This window comes from Pleionea mediterranea (assembly GCF_003148745.1).
Taxonomy (GTDB): Bacteria; Pseudomonadota; Gammaproteobacteria; order Enterobacterales; family Kangiellaceae; genus Pleionea; species Pleionea mediterranea.
Window position 1 is genome coordinate 17,604 of the sequence record NZ_QGGU01000013.1, and the last position, 18,253, is coordinate 35,856.

21 protein-coding genes are annotated in these 18,253 nt (G+C 38.9%); 10 read left to right on the plus strand and 11 right to left on the minus strand.

Annotated features, from left to right (window positions below):
• The first annotated feature begins 3 nt into the window (after positions 1 to 3).
• Positions 4 to 372 carry a hypothetical protein gene (locus C8D97_RS15825; protein ID WP_109764775.1) on the plus strand — a complete coding sequence of 123 codons (369 nt, stop codon included), beginning with the start codon at positions 4 to 6 and terminating at the stop codon, positions 370 to 372.
• Between the two features lie 92 nt (positions 373 to 464).
• Here the strand turns inward: C8D97_RS15825 and C8D97_RS15830 are convergent, their stop codons facing one another.
• On the minus strand, positions 465 to 782 hold the full coding sequence (locus tag C8D97_RS15830) for a hypothetical protein (protein ID WP_109764776.1): 318 nt from the start codon (positions 780 to 782) through the stop codon (positions 465 to 467).
• A gap of 105 nt (positions 783 to 887) precedes the next feature.
• Between C8D97_RS15830 and C8D97_RS15835 the strand changes: the two genes are divergently transcribed.
• From C8D97_RS15835 to C8D97_RS15870, 8 genes are all read left to right on the plus strand, one after another.
• Complete coding sequence (locus C8D97_RS15835; protein ID WP_109764777.1) at positions 888 to 1,712, plus strand: SDR family oxidoreductase; 825 nt, start codon at positions 888 to 890, stop codon at positions 1,710 to 1,712.
• Positions 1,713 to 1,717: 5 nt separating this feature from the next.
• The gene (locus tag C8D97_RS15840; protein WP_109764778.1) at positions 1,718 to 3,292 is read left to right on the plus strand and encodes a cation:proton antiporter family protein; all 1,575 of its coding nucleotides are present in this window, start codon (positions 1,718 to 1,720) and stop codon (positions 3,290 to 3,292) included.
• 127 nt (positions 3,293 to 3,419) lie between these two features.
• Positions 3,420 to 3,707, plus strand: a complete 288-nt coding sequence (locus tag C8D97_RS15845) for a hypothetical protein (RefSeq protein ID WP_109764779.1) — start codon at positions 3,420 to 3,422, stop codon at positions 3,705 to 3,707.
• Between the two features lie 86 nt (positions 3,708 to 3,793).
• On the plus strand, positions 3,794 to 4,255 hold the full coding sequence (locus tag C8D97_RS15850; protein WP_109764780.1) for a hypothetical protein: 462 nt from the start codon (positions 3,794 to 3,796) through the stop codon (positions 4,253 to 4,255).
• A 97-nt stretch (positions 4,256 to 4,352) separates the two neighbouring features.
• On the plus strand, positions 4,353 to 5,213 hold the full coding sequence (locus C8D97_RS15855; RefSeq protein ID WP_109764781.1) for a hypothetical protein: 861 nt from the start codon (positions 4,353 to 4,355) through the stop codon (positions 5,211 to 5,213).
• 49 nt (positions 5,214 to 5,262) lie between these two features.
• Positions 5,263 to 5,919, plus strand: coding sequence for a DUF2569 domain-containing protein (locus tag C8D97_RS15860; RefSeq protein ID WP_109764782.1), 657 nt, complete (start codon positions 5,263 to 5,265; stop codon positions 5,917 to 5,919).
• 172 nt (positions 5,920 to 6,091) lie between these two features.
• Positions 6,092 to 6,538, plus strand: a complete 447-nt coding sequence (locus tag C8D97_RS15865; protein ID WP_109764783.1) for a hypothetical protein — start codon at positions 6,092 to 6,094, stop codon at positions 6,536 to 6,538.
• 34 nt (positions 6,539 to 6,572) lie between these two features.
• Entirely contained in the window at positions 6,573 to 7,241 is a 669-nt protein-coding gene (locus tag C8D97_RS15870; RefSeq protein WP_109764784.1) for a DUF4386 family protein, read from the plus strand.
• A 193-nt stretch (positions 7,242 to 7,434) separates the two neighbouring features.
• Here the strand turns inward: C8D97_RS15870 and C8D97_RS15875 are convergent, their stop codons facing one another.
• From C8D97_RS15875 to C8D97_RS15890, 4 genes are all read right to left on the minus strand, one after another.
• On the minus strand, positions 7,435 to 10,080 hold the full coding sequence (locus C8D97_RS15875) for a TonB-dependent receptor plug domain-containing protein (protein ID WP_109764785.1): 2,646 nt from the start codon (positions 10,078 to 10,080) through the stop codon (positions 7,435 to 7,437).
• Positions 10,081 to 10,297: 217 nt separating this feature from the next.
• A complete protein-coding gene (locus tag C8D97_RS15880) occupies positions 10,298 to 10,600 on the minus strand; it encodes a putative antibiotic biosynthesis monooxygenase (RefSeq protein WP_109764786.1) in 303 nt (100 codons plus the stop codon).
• 53 nt (positions 10,601 to 10,653) lie between these two features.
• Complete coding sequence (locus C8D97_RS15885) at positions 10,654 to 10,980, minus strand: DUF2956 domain-containing protein (RefSeq protein WP_109764787.1); 327 nt, start codon at positions 10,978 to 10,980, stop codon at positions 10,654 to 10,656.
• A gap of 25 nt (positions 10,981 to 11,005) precedes the next feature.
• Positions 11,006 to 11,995 (minus strand): serine/threonine dehydratase, encoded by a 990-nt coding sequence (locus tag C8D97_RS15890; protein ID WP_109764788.1) that lies wholly within the window; start codon positions 11,993 to 11,995, stop codon positions 11,006 to 11,008.
• 202 nt (positions 11,996 to 12,197) lie between these two features.
• On the opposite strand from C8D97_RS15890, the gene C8D97_RS15895 reads away from it, so the two are divergent.
• A complete protein-coding gene (locus tag C8D97_RS15895) occupies positions 12,198 to 12,578 on the plus strand; it encodes a TonB-dependent receptor (protein ID WP_109764789.1) in 381 nt (126 codons plus the stop codon).
• A 32-nt stretch (positions 12,579 to 12,610) separates the two neighbouring features.
• On the opposite strand, the gene C8D97_RS15900 is transcribed toward C8D97_RS15895, so the two are convergent.
• The 6 genes from C8D97_RS15900 to C8D97_RS18200 all read right to left on the minus strand — a co-directional run.
• Positions 12,611 to 13,372 (minus strand): ferredoxin family protein, encoded by a 762-nt coding sequence (locus tag C8D97_RS15900; RefSeq protein ID WP_146196167.1) that lies wholly within the window; start codon positions 13,370 to 13,372, stop codon positions 12,611 to 12,613.
• Between the two features lie 31 nt (positions 13,373 to 13,403).
• Positions 13,404 to 14,525, minus strand: a complete 1,122-nt coding sequence (locus tag C8D97_RS15905) for an aminotransferase class I/II-fold pyridoxal phosphate-dependent enzyme (protein ID WP_109764791.1) — start codon at positions 14,523 to 14,525, stop codon at positions 13,404 to 13,406.
• Between the two features lie 4 nt (positions 14,526 to 14,529).
• Complete coding sequence (cbiB, locus tag C8D97_RS15910; protein ID WP_109764792.1) at positions 14,530 to 15,546, minus strand: adenosylcobinamide-phosphate synthase CbiB; 1,017 nt, start codon at positions 15,544 to 15,546, stop codon at positions 14,530 to 14,532.
• The gene (locus tag C8D97_RS15915; RefSeq protein WP_109764793.1) at positions 15,546 to 16,145 is read right to left on the minus strand and encodes a histidine phosphatase family protein; all 600 of its coding nucleotides are present in this window, start codon (positions 16,143 to 16,145) and stop codon (positions 15,546 to 15,548) included. The genes cbiB and C8D97_RS15915 overlap by 1 nt, the downstream gene beginning before the upstream one ends.
• Before the next feature lie 33 nt (positions 16,146 to 16,178).
• Complete coding sequence (locus C8D97_RS15920; protein WP_109764794.1) at positions 16,179 to 17,873, minus strand: Ig-like domain-containing protein; 1,695 nt, start codon at positions 17,871 to 17,873, stop codon at positions 16,179 to 16,181.
• Positions 17,874 to 17,973: 100 nt separating this feature from the next.
• Positions 17,974 to 18,253 (minus strand): histidine phosphatase family protein (locus tag C8D97_RS18200; protein WP_170115276.1); only part of this gene is annotated, 280 nt, incomplete at its 5' end.

Genomic DNA, 18,253 nt, shown 5'->3' on the forward strand with positions numbered 1-18,253 from the left:
ATAATGAACAACCTTAATGAATATCAAATATCAGAGTTAAGCGTTGGTGAAACTAACCAAAATGTAAAAATGGAGTTAATACACACTCTTAATCAATCTATATTGATAATAACGTTTGATTTAGTGCATATGGTAAAAATAGTAAGGTGTGTAACTGATGAGCTTTACTTAATTGGGGAGTCAAACTTACAAGAAATCAGTATAGATAATATAGATATTTTAAAGAATGAAGGATATTCAAATTCTAAGTTAATAAAATTAAATAAAGAGGATGATAATATATATTTCTTTAAAGTATATGGTGATATTACGATTAAAATCCTTTGTGAAAAAATCAATGTAATAGAAAAAACTGATATTAAACATTCTTAAAATACAAATAGAGTTACAATAAGTAGTATAACTAACTATTAGTAACTCTGTTTGAATAGAGGACTGTAAATAAATCTGCGTAACAGGGTCTCTTAATCTTCCACTACAACCGGATCTGGCAGGTATCGCGAAGGCCCCCAAAGTTCAATTTTAATATCACTGACGACTTTGCGCATTTCTCTTAGCAAGTTACGCCATTCATCGGATTTTGCGAAGTTGGCAAAATGAGTGGCTTCATTCCAGTAAACCGATGCTTTAATTTGTGGATCGCCCATTAAGTTTTCAAATGCACGAAACTCTTTGATCTTTTTATCCTTTACTAGCGTGGTAATTAAGGTTTGTACCGTATTCCAGTATTCTTCTTCGGTAACATTTGGTCGTATATTATACGATATTTGCGATTCAACCATTAGAATGTCCTTTACTGTTAAATAAGCTTTTCATCTTAAGATGGCTATTTTATAGTAATTTAACCGCTGTCCGGTCAGACCAATACAACTGTTTAAGGAATACCAATGTCGCAAAAATCAATACTTATCACTGGCTGTTCGACGGGTATTGGTCTGGATGCTGCCCTCACCTTGCATCAAAGAGGTTATCAGGTGATTGCGACAGCGCGCAGTGAAAAGGATGTCAGCATATTGGCCGATAAAGGCTTAACCGCCTTGAAGTTGGATTTAACCGATCCCGAATCCATTACTGAAGCGGTAAAACAAACATTGGCCCTCACTGGCAGTCGACTGGATGCACTGTTTAATAATGGTGCCTACGGGCAGCCGGGTGCGTTAGAAGACTTGCCCACCGATGCACTCAGAGAACAGTTTGAAACCAATGTATTCGGATGGCACGAGTTAACACGACAGATATTGCCGATTATGCGCAAACAAGGCTATGGCCGGGTGATACAAAACTCATCGGTATTGGGGTTTGTCTGTATGCCGTATCGGGGAGCTTATAATGCCAGCAAGTTTGCCATCGAAGGTTTAACCGATACATTAAGGCTGGAGTTTGCCGATACGCCTATTCATTTTAGTTTGATTGAACCCGGCCCAATAGAAAGCCAGTTCCGCGCCAATGCATTAAAAAAGTTTAAGCAGCATATTGATGTACCTGCATCGGTTCACAAGCTTGAATATCAAAAGCAGATCGATCGCCTCGGCAAAGACATCGCCAATAAATTTACTCTGCCAGCCTCTGCAGTGACGGAAAAATTAATTCATGCGTTAGAGTCGAGCCGTCCGAAAGCGCGTTATTATGTCACCTTCCCGACGCATTTGTTTGCCAGACTTAAACGGCTACTTCCTACCCGTTGGCTGGATCGCTTGTTGGCAAAAGGCTAAGTATTATGGATTTTATCTGGATTTTAATTGCGTTTGTTTGCGGTGTGATGGCTCGTTCCATCGCCTTGCCGCCATTAATCGGTTATTTAATCGCAGGGTTCTTGCTGAATTATCTGGGATACGAATCCAAATCGGTACTGCAGGTGTTATCCGATATGGGCATCACATTGATGCTGTTTACCATTGGTTTAAAGCTGCGACTTAAGGATATTTTTAAAACCGAAGTCTGGGCGACAACGATCAGTCATATGTCGTTATGGATCCTTATCAGTGGCGGCTTATTTCTGGCATTAAGTGTTACCGCTCTCAGTTATTTTTCTAATCTTGATATTAAAGTGATTGCACTCATTGCCTTTGCCTTAAGTTTTAGCAGTACCGTGTGCATTGTAAAAATACTGGAAGAAAGCGGTGAACTTAAAACCCGTCACGGAAAAATTGCCGTGGCGATTCTGGTTATGCAAGATATTATTGCGGTGGTGTTTATGGCCTTGGCAACTGGTGCAACGCCGTCACTTTGGGCGTTTGGATTGCCCGCTTTAATCTTACTTGTTCCCGTAATAGGCGCGTTATTGAACCGGGTGGGTCATGGTGAATTACTGCCATTGATGGGGCTGTTTCTTGCGTTTGGTGCCTACGAACTGTTTTACCTGTTAAATATAAAAGGCGATCTGGGTGCATTAATAATAGGTGTGTTATTAAACGGCCACAGTAAGTCCGCCGAAATGTATAAATCACTGATCAGTTTTAAAGACATCTTTTTAATCGGCTTTTTCTTATCCATTGGTTTTTCCGCATTACCCACATTTGAAATGCTGGTCATTGCCCTTATGTTAATGGTATTAATTCCCATTAAAGCCATCGCGTTTTATGGGTTACTGGTATTAATGAAGTTACGCGCCAGAACATCGTTTTTATCCTCACTATTGCTCTCCAATTATAGTGAGTTTGGTCTTATAGTGGTTGCGCTTTGTGTACAGTCGGGCTGGCTGGAAAAAGAATGGCTGGTTATTCTGGCGCTGGCGGTGTCGCTCTCGTTTGTGATCACCAGTTTAATTTATCGAAACGCACATTCGCTTTACGCCAGGTACACACAATCGCTAAATAAGTTTGAGTCCACCAAACGTTTGCAGGACGATGTATTTGAATTACCGAAAAGCGCCGAAGTGTTGGTCATTGGAATGGGACGAGTGGGTAAAGGCACATATCAGTCGTTATGCCAAATGGTCAATAACCGGGTTTGGGGATTAGATGCCGATGAAGATCGCTACCGACGATTAAAAGCACAAGGCTATCGAATATTTTACGGCGATGGTGAAGACGCCGAGTTATGGAAGAGTCTCGATTTATCGCACACCAAACTGGTACTTATTGCATTGCCCTTTATTCGCGATATACAAAATATTCAGGAACAACTAAGGAATGTTAATTATCAGGGTAAAGTAGCGGCTATTGCCCGGTACGAAGATCAAATTGAAAAATTAACCGAATGCGGTATTGATAAAATATTTAATTTTTACAACGAGGCTGGCGTTGGTTTTGCCAAAGAAAGCTTAACCTTAATTGATCATCAATCGAAATAAGAATGTACATTTTTGCTGATACAGCGCAGCTAAGGTCAGCTTGTTGTTTTGGTTAAATGTAAACTGGCATAGAGTGTACTATGTCGTCAATCTGAACATAGTGTGCAAATCAGAAAAAGGATTATTTATGAAACCGTATAAAAATTTAAACTCAAAAAATCTTGGTCTGTTGCTTCTTTTAGCGAGAGTGGTGGCAGTGCTAGGAATAATATCTATCGTCTTAACACTACTTGTATTTGCTTACATGACATATTCATCAGGACTCTTTGGCCTAACAAGAAGTTTGTCCTTTATTCCGATGTCAGTAAGTATTCTTTTGATATCGGGGTTAATGGCAGCGATTGTGGCATTTGAGGAAAATTACAGAATAAGGACTGAGCACCTTGTAAATGGCAATAAAATATCACTGAGTTAGAGATACACCTATTTGTTGGCTAGTGCTTAGCACAGTATAGCCAGCATGAAGCTAAACTCTATTTAAAGTGTTAGTGCAATAAAACTATGATGAAATTATTTTATCTTTCCATTTTGTTATTTAGCAATGCTATTTTTGCTTGTTCATTGGCTCCTTCAATGGAATCTTTTGTGATTAATCCCGGATACCATCTAACTAAAAAGCCATTAAAGCCAAGATTTGAATTAATAAAAGTAAAGAGAGGCTATGATGATGGTAATTATGCTTCTTGCTCCGACGCTGGAATCATTACAATAAAAGCTATTTCAAAATACACTTCAAATGCAGTAGCTTACAAATTTGAAATTGTTGCAGGAGAACTTGAGGATTCAGTATTTCCAGAAGGTGCTGTGCAGAGTTTAAATGGTAATGAGTTTTATTTTGTGTGGCTAGATGGGTCAAGCAATAAACAAGAACCAATCGAAATTATTCTTAAAATAGTAGCATTGAGTCCAAGTGGTATAGAAAGTGAACCATCTTTGCTTAGAATATCGCACCCAGGTACCTAATAATGTTAGTAAAAAATTTGTGAAAGACATAGTACAGTCGTTAGGACTATGTTATTTCGTATGTTATTGATGTATTAAATTTATTTAAGGAAAGTACATGTTTAAGAAGTTTATAAATGGATTGGTTTTTGGGGCTGGGTTTGCAATAGCATTTATTGCAGTTGTTATCATATATTTTCAATTTTTCTTCGAGTCTATGTATGAAAACAATCTTGTGAGCTCAAAAGAGGTTGTTGACTCACCCCCGAGCATTAAAGCTCAGAAAAAATATCTTGGCTCTAATGCAGTCTTTTCTGGAAAATTTGTAAAGAATAGAAATGTACTGGCATCAGGGTCCGGTGAAATAATTGGAAAAGCTATGTTAAACGGTAATCCAGTTTCAGGTCTTAAACTAAGGTTAGCGTTAAATGGAAGTATAATGAGTCAGTGGTCGATAACCAATTCAGAAGGCGTTTATTCAGTGAGCATGCCTTATGCTGAGTATAAAATTGATGGATTTGAGCTAGATTCAAACTCAGCTAATGCTTTACTAGCAGGGAAAATAGATCATCCCCAGAATGCACATTCAACTGGTAACTTTGAAGTTTCTAAAGAGAAAAAGGGACAGGGGCTAGTATTTAGATTTGTCGATCCTATTAAAAAGAATATCACTAAAAATAAGTACTCAGTGTCTGATGACGTAACCTTAAAATGGGCTGCATATTCGGGAGCATCTGCCTATGATATTCAATTATATGAAAAGACGGATCCACATGCCTACATAGGTGATAAAGCTCTTTTCGAATGGTCGAGTAGACCGAGAGTAAGTGATACATCATTTAACTTAAAAGAGCATGGTGTTGAACTCAAAGTTGGAAATTTTTATGAGCTCGAAATTTATGCACGAGATAACAGTATGCGTGTTATTTCACAAACTTATCGTATACATTCTGGTTATGATTTTGAAGTCACTAACTAAAATCAAAAGAAAATAAAGCGTTATATTTTATCTAAAAAGGATAGTGATAATGAATGATTGGCCGAAATATGATGCATATCATCTACATGAACTTAAAGAATCTCTTAATAATATTAACGAAAATGAGAGACCCGACGAAGCAAAATATGTTCGTGAATTGATAGAAAAAGGTGGGTACCAATTCCCAGATAAGAATAGCAACATAGAGGAAAGTGAAGCAAACAAAATAAAACCAGAAGGAATCGGAGGATGGCTAGTTTTACCGGTTTTTGGGTTGTTAATAACACCAATAGTTTTTGGCTTTGAATTTATTAATGTAATCTTACCAACTTTTGATGAAAAAATATGGACTGCACTTACAACTCAAGGATCAAGTGCATACCATCCTGTTTGGGCTCCCTATCTTATCTTTCTATCAGTCGCTAGAGCTTTTATGGCTTTATCTGCCATTGCTTTATTAGTATTTTTGTTTAAAAAGCGAGTTATATTCCCAAAGCTGATGATTGCTTTCTATACTTTTACAGTAGCTATAGCTGTTTCTGATATTGCAGTATTGTATGTTTTTATACTGGACGCGTTTCCTCATGTAGCCACTGGTATTGAAAATGAAGCCACACAACAGTTTATAAATGCTTTAGTTATAATGTTAATTTGGATTCCTTACTTTATGAAGTCTGAACGTGTAAAAAATACATTTATACATTAAATTAAAAACTAACAAAGCTAGAAGGTAATATTCTTTTCTTAAACTAAACGATTATCAGAAGATAACGCTTGATTGAATAAGAGATGAGTGTACTTTAGTTATTGATGTTATCGTGTACATTATCCACTGATAAAGCACGGCAATATTTATTTTGATATGTTAGGGGTATTAATTGAAATATATAATAACTTTATTAGCATCTTTTCTAGTGTTTCTGTGCTCTTTTGTTTACGGAGAGCATCCTCCTTATCAGTATCTAATTGAACAGGAAGAGTGCGACAATACTCAACTGAAAAATGTAGGAGCTGATATAGACGTAAGTATAACTGACTCAAACTATGTAATTAGTGCATCATTTCCAATAAATGGCGCAAGTATAATTGTTAATCCAAAGCTTAACTTTGTGGGGAATACAGCAACTTTATCTTTAACGGAAGCTTCTTACTCAGAGGGAAAAGCGGGTTGTATGTGCACAAAGACAATTAAAGCAACATTTTCGGTTGAGCTACTGTCAAACGCAGATAAGATATTTATAGTTCTAGATGGTATTGTACTTGGCGAGGCCGTTATTCCTAACAATAAATTCAAGCACGACGCAGAAGCTGCGCCGCTAAATTAAGCATTAGCATGATAAGAAAACGGAGTGTTATCGAATGAAAAGTCTTCAAAAATTAGCAGGAGTTTCGGCCATTTCTGAGGGGCTTATCTATATTGTCGCTTTTGTATACTTTGGTGCTTTTTGGTCATACCCCATCGATGGCAGTCCGTTAGAAAAAATGACACACCTGGCAGAAAATCAACTGATATTTTCAATGATCTATTTCCTAATGTACGTGGTATTTGGTGTTCTTCTGGCAGTGCTCGTTATTGGTATGTATGAGAAGCTTAAACATACTAGTAATCCTGTAGTTACCATTGGATCTTTATTTGGAGTCATTTGGATTGGTCTGGTTATAGCCAGTGGAATGATATCAAATATCGGACTTGCTCATGCAATAGACTTGATGGATGCAAATCCCGATAAAGCGTTTGATATGTGGATGATCGTTTCAGTGATAACAGAAAGTATTGGTGGCGGAAATGAATTAGTTGGCGGACTTTGGGTTCTATTGATTAGTGTCGCAGCTATACAAGCGGATTGGTTGCCGCGGAAACTTAATTATCTTGGATTGCTTGTAGGTATAGCGGGTATTGCAACTATTTATCCTGACGAACTATTTACTGAAATATTTGGTGTATCGCAAATTGTTTGGTTTATTTGGTTAGGTTTGTTTTTGTTAACCCAAGAAAGTGAAAATAAATCAATTCAGTCGACCGTGTAACGAGACAACTATAAATAACTAGAGGCCTATAATTTAAAAAGGATATTAAAGTTATTAAAACTATTAGATACGGTGTTAAAGATTGACCATCTTAAAATATTGGTTGTTACTTTATTAGAAAAAGAAAAGCCGCTCACCTTAAGTGAGCTGCTTTTGGTAGTTGCCACATTTTTTCTAATTAACCTGAGTTAATTTAGAACTCGTAACGTCCTTCAATAAACCAGCCACGACGCATTGCATTGTAATGATTTGTATTGAAGTAAGGCCAGCTACGACCACTTTCTATGCGAGGGTACTCATCAGTTAAATTGTTAACGATAAGATCGACTGAGAAGTTCAAATTAAAATAATAACTGGTCGATAAATTATAAGTCGTCCAGGAATCGAGTCGTTCTCCGCCATTAAAGCTGTTAACTGTTCCCAGTCGATTTGACATTAATGTCACACGCCAGTCGTTCTTTTCCCAAGTAGCACTACTACGAAAGCGGCTTCTTAAATCGGAGTTAGCACGATCATTACGCCAATTAGTATTAATATCATCACTTTTAAATACCTGCCGCTCACTTTTCAGTACATTAGTGTGGTTTGCAGTGAATGCAAAACGACCAAGGTTTGTGTCTAAACTATACTTAAAGCTAGAGTCTATACCTTGTTGTAAGCGATAAGCAGTATTTATTGGCTTAGTTACAACTGTAAACTGAGTCCCATCAAATGTTACTCGTTCATTAGCAAACGCACATAAATCAGGGTTGTTTTCTTCAAAGGCATCATCACTAACACAGTTAATAAAGTTGTTTCTCAGAGAAAAAGCACTTTCAAATTCAACTAATCCTTCTAATTCTATTTGATATAAGTCAACAGATAAGGACAGGTTATCTGTTGGTTCGTAAACAACGCCGAGTGTTTGCGAGTTTCCAGTTTCCTCTTCAAGTTCCAAACTTCCTTCTGTAACAGCGAAAGTATCACTACCATAGAAAGCACCTCCACTACCGGCATAGACGAGATGCATATCTGGAGCCCGGAAGCTAGAGTTTGCAGTCGCACGAAATAACAAACCTTCTACAGGACGATATTCAAGTCCGAGGTTATATGTCCAGGCATCATCTACTGCTGTTTTATCATCATACTTATCAAGCCGACCTGCTGCTGTTAAATGTAAATTCTTTAACAGAGGCCAACGTGTTTCAATGCCAAGTCCATAACTGTTTCGAGTTCCTTTACCTTCTGTATCTGTGTAACCAAACCAACCATTACCGCTCTGGTTTAAAGTACGGGGATGAAGTTCGATTTCATAGTCTTTACGAGAGGCTTCTATAACTGTGGCAAACTGAGCCGCGCCATGCTTCATTGAAAAAAGATCGCCTGAGTAAGTAAAGGACAGTGTCGATATAGAGCTATATCGATCTGACTCATCTTCCCCTATTAGATTATTAATTTCTGAAGCGGATAGTTGACGAAATAAACGATCAAAGTCTGAGTTGTCATTAACCTGGAAAACATCAACCAAAGTTGAAATATCTATTAAATCTGAGTTGAACTGAGTGGTTTGAAAGTCACCTATGAAAAACTCATTGGTATCACGTTCTTTAAGCAGCTTTCGTGTTTCCGTTGAATCTTGAAAACTATGGGAGAAAACTATTTTATAGTCCTGAAAGTTATCATTAAAGCCGCTGTATCCAATTTGAATATCGACACCGCTTTCTTTGTGTTTGGCCGAGTTATCATTAAACTCATCTTGTGTAAACGTTCTAAAGTAGTCAAAAATAAAAGCGGGCTGGCCATTAGCATCATTCACTTGTACTGGCCGGGTCGTACTCCAGAATAACGGTCCTGAATTACTTTTCGCTTCAGATGTCCATAAATGAAGTTCCAGATATAATTCGTCGTAGTCTCCTTGTTCAAAGGAGATACGATCAAATAAGTTATAACGAGTACGATCATTTTTTAATGTTTTATATTGGTCTATATTACTGACGCAAAATGCACCTTCATTTCCTCGAACGTCGTAAGTTTCTTGTGTATATCCAAAATCATCACAAGTATCTTGATCAATGTTATAAAAGGGTAATCCATCTGAAAAGAAAGCTGATGCTATTCCTAAAGATGGTGAGCTTTCATTTGAACCAATGCTGGGGCGATCAGAACCTAATAGAGGTTCTGAGTCATAAGCCTCTATAGCCCATAAGTTCTTGAAGTTCTTTTTTTCTACACCACCAAACCACTGAACTCGCTTTGAGTCAGCTCCACCTTCAACTGTTTCACCAATTCGCGCCGTTAATGTCTGGGATGCCAAATTCTTTTTAGTGATTATGTTAACCACACCAGCCATAGCATCTGAACCATAAATAGCAGATGCTCCGCCTGCCATTACCTCAACCCGTTCAATCATGGCCAGAGGTATATGGGCTAAATTAACAAAGTTGCTTTCACCATTATAGGGCGACGGGTAATCAGCAATTCTTCTTCCGTCCAATAAATATAACGTTCGTCCAGCTCCTAAACCACGAAAGTTCAAAGCTTGTGCATTAGCCTGAAAACCAGAAGCAAACTGCTCACCGACAAAACTACCCGTAGCCGATGTAAAAGAGCCTAATGCTTCAAAAAGAGTCGTGAAGCCCTGTTCCTGCATTTCTTCTGCAGACATACTCACAACAGTTGCAGCACCTTCAACTTCCGTACGTTTAATACGAGAGCCGGTAATAACGATTTTTTCATCGGGGTTATATTTGTTGGTAGAATTGGTTTCAGCGGCCATTAATTGGTTCGACTGGAAACCAACAGCAAGCACTGATGCGACAAGAGCCGCGATCGGTCGTGGTGAAAATGAATTGAATAACATACTAACTCCTTGCAGACTGGAAACAAAACTCAACTAGAGTTTTCAAGAGCCGCGGAGTGTAAGGATTTGGATATCTCGGCACAACAAGTAAGCTGCGGTAATATTGCACACAATTAAAAGATTATTTTGTTTTGTGATTGCCCGCACGTTTGAGAACTGATCACAGCTATATCATTCAAATAATTACGGACAATTATTTTAAAAATCATTTCATAAATTAAACGATCACCTGATGATGCTCTGCATGACTGTTGTATCGAGTTAGCACCGCTTTGGTTTCATCAGGAATTACCGCTCGGGTATAATCATCACCGGCAAAATGTTTGATGGAGTCAATCGAATCGAAATAAAAGTGGGTTGTAAACTCCACTTCATTGTCTCGTTTAATCTTAAGTAAACGAGTGCTGATGTAGCCTTTAATGTCTTTGGTTAATTTTGGCGCAATTTCATTGCAAAATAATGCCTGGTACACGGGGGCATTTTCTGGTGTGGTCCAGCCTTTCCATACTCTTACAATCATATAAATTCCTTAGCGGTTAACCTTTTGAACAATCAAATCTAATAAACAACCTTTCAAGTCGTTTGTAAAAAATAAACAATAAAACCAATCCAGCTGATAACCAGCAGTGCCCAAGGAATTAGACTGGAATAATTTTTCGAATCGTTTGAGTGGGAAGAGCTTTCAGTCGATTGATGGCTGGATTTCTGTTTTGCTTTACGCTGCTTATCTTGCTCACGCAATTTCGCTTTATGTTGTTTTTTATAATGCTCAATGCCTTTCTGGATCCCCTGAGCGATCAGTTTGGTTTGTTCTTTTGTTTGCCCGGGTCGTTGTGTTGCTTTTGCGACGGCTAATGATTCAGCAACTGTTTTATCACTGACTTTATCTTTTTTACTCATAATTGGCTCTCAAGTGAGTGATGGGTTAAAGGTTTAGACTGGGTAGTTGAGTCAGTGCGTCTTGTTGCCACAGTTTGCGGCGACTGTCGGCATCCAGATTACCACCGGTTAAAATGACAACCACCTCTTTAGCGCTTGATTGTGTTTTTAACCATTCAACCACGCCAAACATTGTCATGGCACTGGTGGGTTCTATGGTGAGCTTCAATAAATGAGTTAACCATTGGGTCCAGTAAATAATGGATGCTTCATCAGCTTCGTAAAACCCATCGAGTTGTTTCAGGTATTCAAAAGTAATGCTGCCGACAGAAGGGGTGCGTGCGCCATCGGCTAAAGTATCGGGTGCGGATTTGAGTGATTGAATAGTACCGCTGCGCAGAGACTCGGCTGCATCATTGGCGTTTAGAGGTTCAACACCAAATACCCGAGTGTGGGGCGAAAGCCCTTTAGTGGCAATGTAACTTCCAGAGATTAAACCGCCGCCGCCACAGGGCGCAAAAACCGCATCCACATTGTTCAGCTCGTTAACGGCTTCAAACGCTGCAGTGCCCTGACCGGCAATAACATCGTTATGATTATACGGCGGGATCCAGTAAACATCGGGATCTTCGGCGGCGTTTTGTACCGCTGTGTCCACTGCGTCGCGTGTGGGCAATAATTCAATATCGGCGCCATAACTTGCGGTGGCCTGCGCCTTAACTTTCGACACATTACTCGGCATATAAATGGTGGCCGGAATATTAAATTGACGGGCGGCCCAGGCAATTGCCTGAGCGTGATTGCCGGAACTGTTGGCAACTATGCGCTTCGGCTGCTTGCCCTGCTCAAGCAGATGCGCAACGGCATTACAGCCACCACGGGCTTTAAAGGCACCAATCTTTTGCAGGCATTCGGCTTTAAAATAAATGCGATGCCCCAGCCAATCATTTAACAGGCTCGACTGAACAATTGGCGTTTTGTTGATGTAGGGTGCAATGCGTTGCTGCGCTTGCTTGATGGAATCGAGGGTCATCATAGGCTGTTGGTCATTACAGATTTGAGTTTAATTATTAGGGTTTTACTTTAACGTATTAATGAGGCGACTAGAAGTCATCTTAAAATGATCCCAAGGTTGTAAGCTGATTAAAACTTGCACAGATAACGGCAATGGAAAATAATAGCTTGAGGAATTGAAAAAATAACAATACAAAAGCACAACAATAAAAAGGAGCAATACAATGGATCGTAAACTCGTTATGACCGGATTAGGCTACGGTATTCTAGGGTTAATCTTGGGTATTCATATGGCCGCTACCCATAATCATGGCCAGCTGGTGACTCACGCACACATTATGCTGATTGGCTTGGTGGTGTCGTTTATTTATGGCGCCTGTTACAAACTCTGGTTACTTCAACCGAAACCGATGCTGGCAAAGCTCCAATTTTACAGCCATCAAGTGGGAACTTTAGTGGTGGTGATATGCCTATACCTGATGTACGGCGGCTATGTCAGCGGTGAAACCTTAGAACCCTTTTTGGCAACGTCATCAATTCTGGTATTACTAAGTATGATATTGGTTAAAGTGATGTTTATACAGTCAAAAAAGCAAAGCTTATAAACGGACACGCTATTTCACCTGAATTAATAATACTAGCGCAAATGTTTGCGCGATAAATTGTAGTGATATTGAATTTGTTGCTCGCTGTACTGGTGCTGTTTGGCAATTGGGCACGCCATTCTTGCCAGGCAGCGATCACGGCACAATGAATCCGTTTGTTTGCGATAGGCAAAACAGCTTTGCCAGTCGTAATCGCCTTGTTTTGTCAGCGCTTTTGCAGGGCAAATACTCACGCAAGGTTTTTCAATACAGGTTTTGCAAGGCGATGTTGTATGAACCGGTGTTGATGGTTCAAAGCTTGAATTAGCGAGTACCAGCAATCGATAGGCAAACCAGGAGCCAGCATCCGAATTTATACCAACTTTAAACGGTGAGCTATGATGCCATCCAGCGAGTTCGCCAAAACTTTGTAGGTTTAAATGAAAAAAGGGCGGTTGGTGTTTTGGGTAAATAATTTTGTAATCTGCATCGGTGGCATGCTTGCTCATATACTGGTTAAATTGCTGTTGGCTAAATTCATCCACCGGATGATCGCTGCTCGCTAACGAATCCTTTTCGTATTCGTTAGAGTGATCATGAATCGCCCGCCACAGTGTTTTACCGGCACTGGCAATTAAAATAACTTGGTTGTAATCATTCGCATTAAGCGTTGATTGTGCAAGCGGTTGAAGTAAGTTTTCTGGCAGAGCGGCGCGATCAAACACATGCTGCATGTTTAATCCGTTTTTATGCCAGCCATCGGCTGCAAAAGCCGGATGTTGGAAATGTTCAAACGTATTTAACGGTTGTTGCATAAGCATCATCAATCGCGGTTAAATTTTAGTATTAGAGTAAGCGCTGTTTGAGTTGTTGTAGTTCATCGTTATTCGGCAACCCAAAACGCAAGCCACTTCGGCAATCGAATAAACGCACGTATATCCCCTTGTGACATAATGCGTCGAAAGTTTTCGATGCGTTGTCTAACATAACCGTAACAAATAAATGCGAGCGTTTCAGTACAACCCTTGTATTGCATTGATGAAAATATTCCGACAACAATTTTTCCAGAGCAATGGATTGCTTGTTTAAATTAATGATTTGTTGGTTTTGCCAGCGTATATCGGCCAGTGCGTTTTCTGCCAACTTTAGGGACAAACCAGACACAGGCCAAGGGCCAATATGTTGCTGTAGCCTGTTGTTCCAAATATTGGAGCACCAAACAAAGCCAACACGAAGGCCCGCCAAACCAAAAAACTTGCCCAGTGAGCGCAACACAAAGGTGTTATTTGAAATCGGTTGCGACAATCGCGAGTAATGACTGGGAAAACTGTCCATAAAGGCTTCATCAATAATCAACCAGCTTTGGTGCTTCTCCAGGTTTTTTTCTAAAGCCAATAAGTCATCCATAGAAGTCAGTTCGGTGGTTGGGTTATTCGGGTTGATCACAACCACCACGGTATTCGTTTTAATAGTGATATCAGAAAGCGTGTGGTAATGCTTAATGGTATGACCCATTAGTCGCCAACAAAACTCGTGTTCCTTATACCCGACTCTTGGTAACCAAACCGTCGCTTTCTGGTAAGTTAAAGTATCTTTTGTTGTTTCTACACTATGAGCCTGCTGCCACAAAATAGGTAAACTTTGAATAACCTGTTGGCTACCATTGGCGATAATAGGATTAGGCCACTGGTGAGCAACGGGCGACGCTTTAAGATAATAATCTCTTGATATCGATAATAGATCAGGCGACTGCTGCGGTAAGTGGTGGTAAGTAGAATTATCGAGCGTATTATCAAGTGGTTGATCTGAATAGGGATAGAAGTTTGAATTAGACTTTAAATTAGAGTTGGGATAATAAGCGTAAGGATAAGGATCGGGACTGACACCCGTCGACAGATCAATCCATTTAAGATCAACGTTGGGGTACTGCTGTGAAATCGTTGCTAATCGACCGCCGTGATTTAACATTGTATCAGCCTTCTAAAATATAAAGTGAACAAATCACTAAGACATTAACGAGACACAGACCACACCAAAACAGCAGGGTTGATTGCTGGACAAGTCGAACAGCCTTAACAATGGTTTGTCGGCAAACGATATTGCCACTGCCTAATACAGGGCTAATCACTTGTTTATCATCGTATTGCGAAGCCCCGCCCAATTTAATATTTAGTGCGGTTGCACCGGCAGCAATACACCAGCCACCGTTTAAACTTTTGTAAGTTTTACTTTGTTGATAAGCGTTGCAGAGCGACTGTTTAAAACGACCTTTAAATATTACGCTTGTGGCATAAAGCAGGGCGGTGATTTTTGCCGATGGCCAGCCCATCGCATCGTCCAGTCGTGCGGCGAATCGGCCAAAGTAATTAAAGCGTTGGTTTTTGTAACCCCACATGGCATCCAGCGTGTTCACCAGTCGGTGAATAAGCACCAGTGGCGCAGCGCCCACCAGATACCAAAATAAACTGGCAATCACCGCATCGTGTCCATTTTCTAACACAGACTCGCTGATCGCCCGACTGATGTCAGGCTCATCCAGATGTTGGGTATTCCGGCTTACCATATAACCGCAATAGTGTCGTGCCAATGATAAGTTATCCTTGGCCAGAGCTTTGTAGGTTTGCATGGCATGGTCGGTTAAACTGGTTAAACCTATGGCAAAGTAAAGCACCAGAGAATCGACTGCCAAGGTTAGAAAAATAGAGTCAGCGAATAAATCATACAAAATAAAAATAAATAGCGCAGGAATAGAGATTAATAAAATTGTTGCTGATGTCCCTAATAATAACGATAGAAATTTACTCTCGGGTTGTCGATTAATATTCGATTGTAAAAAATTCGCGCAATGACCAAAGCCAACTAACGGATGAAAGCGAGATGGTTCGCCGAATAACTTATCCAGCAACAGGGCAATGATTATGACAGCGAAAGGAGTTAACAAAGGAATTAGCAAGTGAAAATTATTAAAAGCTAAATCAGGGTTAAACATTAGTTATTGCTAAGAGAAAATAATTGAGTCGCCGCAGAATATTCAACTTTAAAGAAACGACCGTTGCCGTATTGACTGTAGGCGTCACAAAAAGCATCGCGATTAAATTGTGCGAGAAAACTTCTTAATAAATCACCATGGGTGATTATGAGCAGTTGTTGTTTGGTAAACTGCTGCGCCAAATCGGTTAAAGCCTGCTGCAATCGTTTGGCACCTTGCAATGCGGATTCGCCATTCGGCGGGCAATGGTCGGTTACCCGAAAGAAAATATTTTCAAAGTCAGGTAGATTGGTTAAGTCATCAAACAATTGTTGTTGCCAGTCACCAAAATGACGTTCCTGCAATAAATCATTAACAAGAATGGGACAGTTTAATTGTTGCTGACAAATTTCCGCAGTCCGTCTGGCGCGTAATAATGGTGACGTGATCACCGCATCAACCGAATAATTCGTCATTGATGCTGCCAGATCATTAGCCTGTTGAATGCCTTGCTCGGTTAATGGACTGTCGAGTCGGCCCTGCAATCGTTTTATACGATTCCATTCGGTTTCACCGTGTCGGGCAAGATAAAACACATTTTTATTTTTACTAGGTGACATAGTGAAACCAATGAAAATTAAATTACTTTGCTTTTAATGTATTTGCTCATTAATTCGACAGATATAATCTCTGTTATTTATACGGCATTCATTTATTGGCGGAAGCAAATTCACTTCTACTTCAGCACTTGAAGTGCCACCATTACCATCATTTATAATATAAGTGAATGTGGAAGTTAAAGGATACCTTTTTGCTTCTATTTTAACGCTAGAGTCGCTTATTTGAGTAATAATGGCGTTTGCGGGTTGTGTGAAAGATTCAATTGTTAAGTTATCACCATTACTATCTATATCATTTGCTACAAGATTTAATAGTGAAGATCCATATGTTTCAAGTGTAATGCTGTCAAATTTTGCGATCGGGTTTATATTAGAAGGTTCATCGATAGCGATATTATTATTTAATTCGTTTAAAATATTATCTTTGTGATGGATAATACTTGTATGTGAATAGTTATTATTCCCAGCATGATAAATTTTATCAAAAGGCGTGTAGTAACTTTCTGTAGAAGCATTTAAATCTGTAGTATGTAAATCTAAAGCGCTTACCGTTGGGACAAAACTATGATTTCTATCACCTGAGTAGTAATGCATATATATTTTATCTTGATTACTTAGTTTATCTGAAATCTTATAAAAACTATCTGATGTACCGCCAGGAGCTTTATCGAAATATTTGCTTGAATAATTAAAATAGCCTTTGTAATCATTATCAAGGTCATGAGATTTTAATTGATAAGTAGCATTATTACCTTGAAGAATTCCTTTATAATCAACTGTGTATCTCATAATTTCTTTACCATCATATAGGTTAGGTAATTTAATACCATTACCACTTCCATTAGAAAAAGCTACAAGTCTTAGGTTTGATGGGTAACCAATATTATTATGCAAATTACTATAAAATTCTTTAGATTTATCACCTGTAATTAACATTTGTCGAGCTGCCATAGATTTCCAGCGTACTTGTTCGTATCGTAATTTATTGCGTACATCTCGACATTTACTGCTAAGACCACAACCAGTAATATCTACCTTATCTTCAATATGGTTAATTTGTTTAATAATATCAATTGGCGCATTAGCGCCACGGTGTGGGGCATCATAAGATATATATAGTGAAACATTATGGTCAGCATTTATTTTTTCCATATTTGCTAAAGCCATACGTGCAATAACACCACCCATGCTAAAGCCCAAGACAGACATGTTGTGATTACTATTATTAATTTCGTTTCCTATGTAGTTGATTAAAAGTTGTAAGTTGAAGCTATTGTCTTCCAGTGCCGTTGATGAGTCTTTAAAGTTAATAAAAACAAGGTCATTTCCCGCAGATAAAAGATCATTGCCAACGGAAGATAAACCGTAGTTATTCCAATAAGAATTTAAGTTTTCTTGATTATAAGGATCATATCCTTCAATTATAAATACAGGTCTATCAAAAATATTATCTGAACCAAGTATAATTTTAGCGCTTGTACCATACTCAATGTTAGGATGACCACAGTAATTAATCGCGTCGCCTAAAGTCATTTCACCAGTTTTTATTAAATTTCTCGAATAGGTTTGAAATACTGGTGGTATACCTGTATCTAATATGCCTCCTATATTGCAATGCCCCATCCCTAAACCTGCTATGTGGATAGTCCGGTTTGGATTAGGAGTAGCTGATAAATTCGCTATTAAAAAAAGATTAATAGTTAATAATAAATATTTTAGATTGTTCATAATATGTTAGCACTCTTTAGATACGGTTATATAGTTTTGAAAAACAGTAAATTATGTAAACTGTTTTTATTAAAAATATTTTCAAAGTCAGGCAGATTGGTTAAGTCATCAAACAATTGTTGTTGCCAGTCACCAAAATGACGTTCCTGCAAAAAATCATTAACAAGAATGGGACATTTAATTGTTGCTGACAAATTTCCGCAGTCCGTCTGGCGCGTAATAATGGTGACGTGATCACCGCATCAACCGAATAATTCGTCATTGATGCTGCCAGATCATTAGCCTGTTGAATGCCTTGCTCGGTTAATGGACTGTCGAGTCGGCCCTGCAATCGTTTTATACGATTCCATTCGGTTTCACCGTGTCGGGCAAGATAAAAT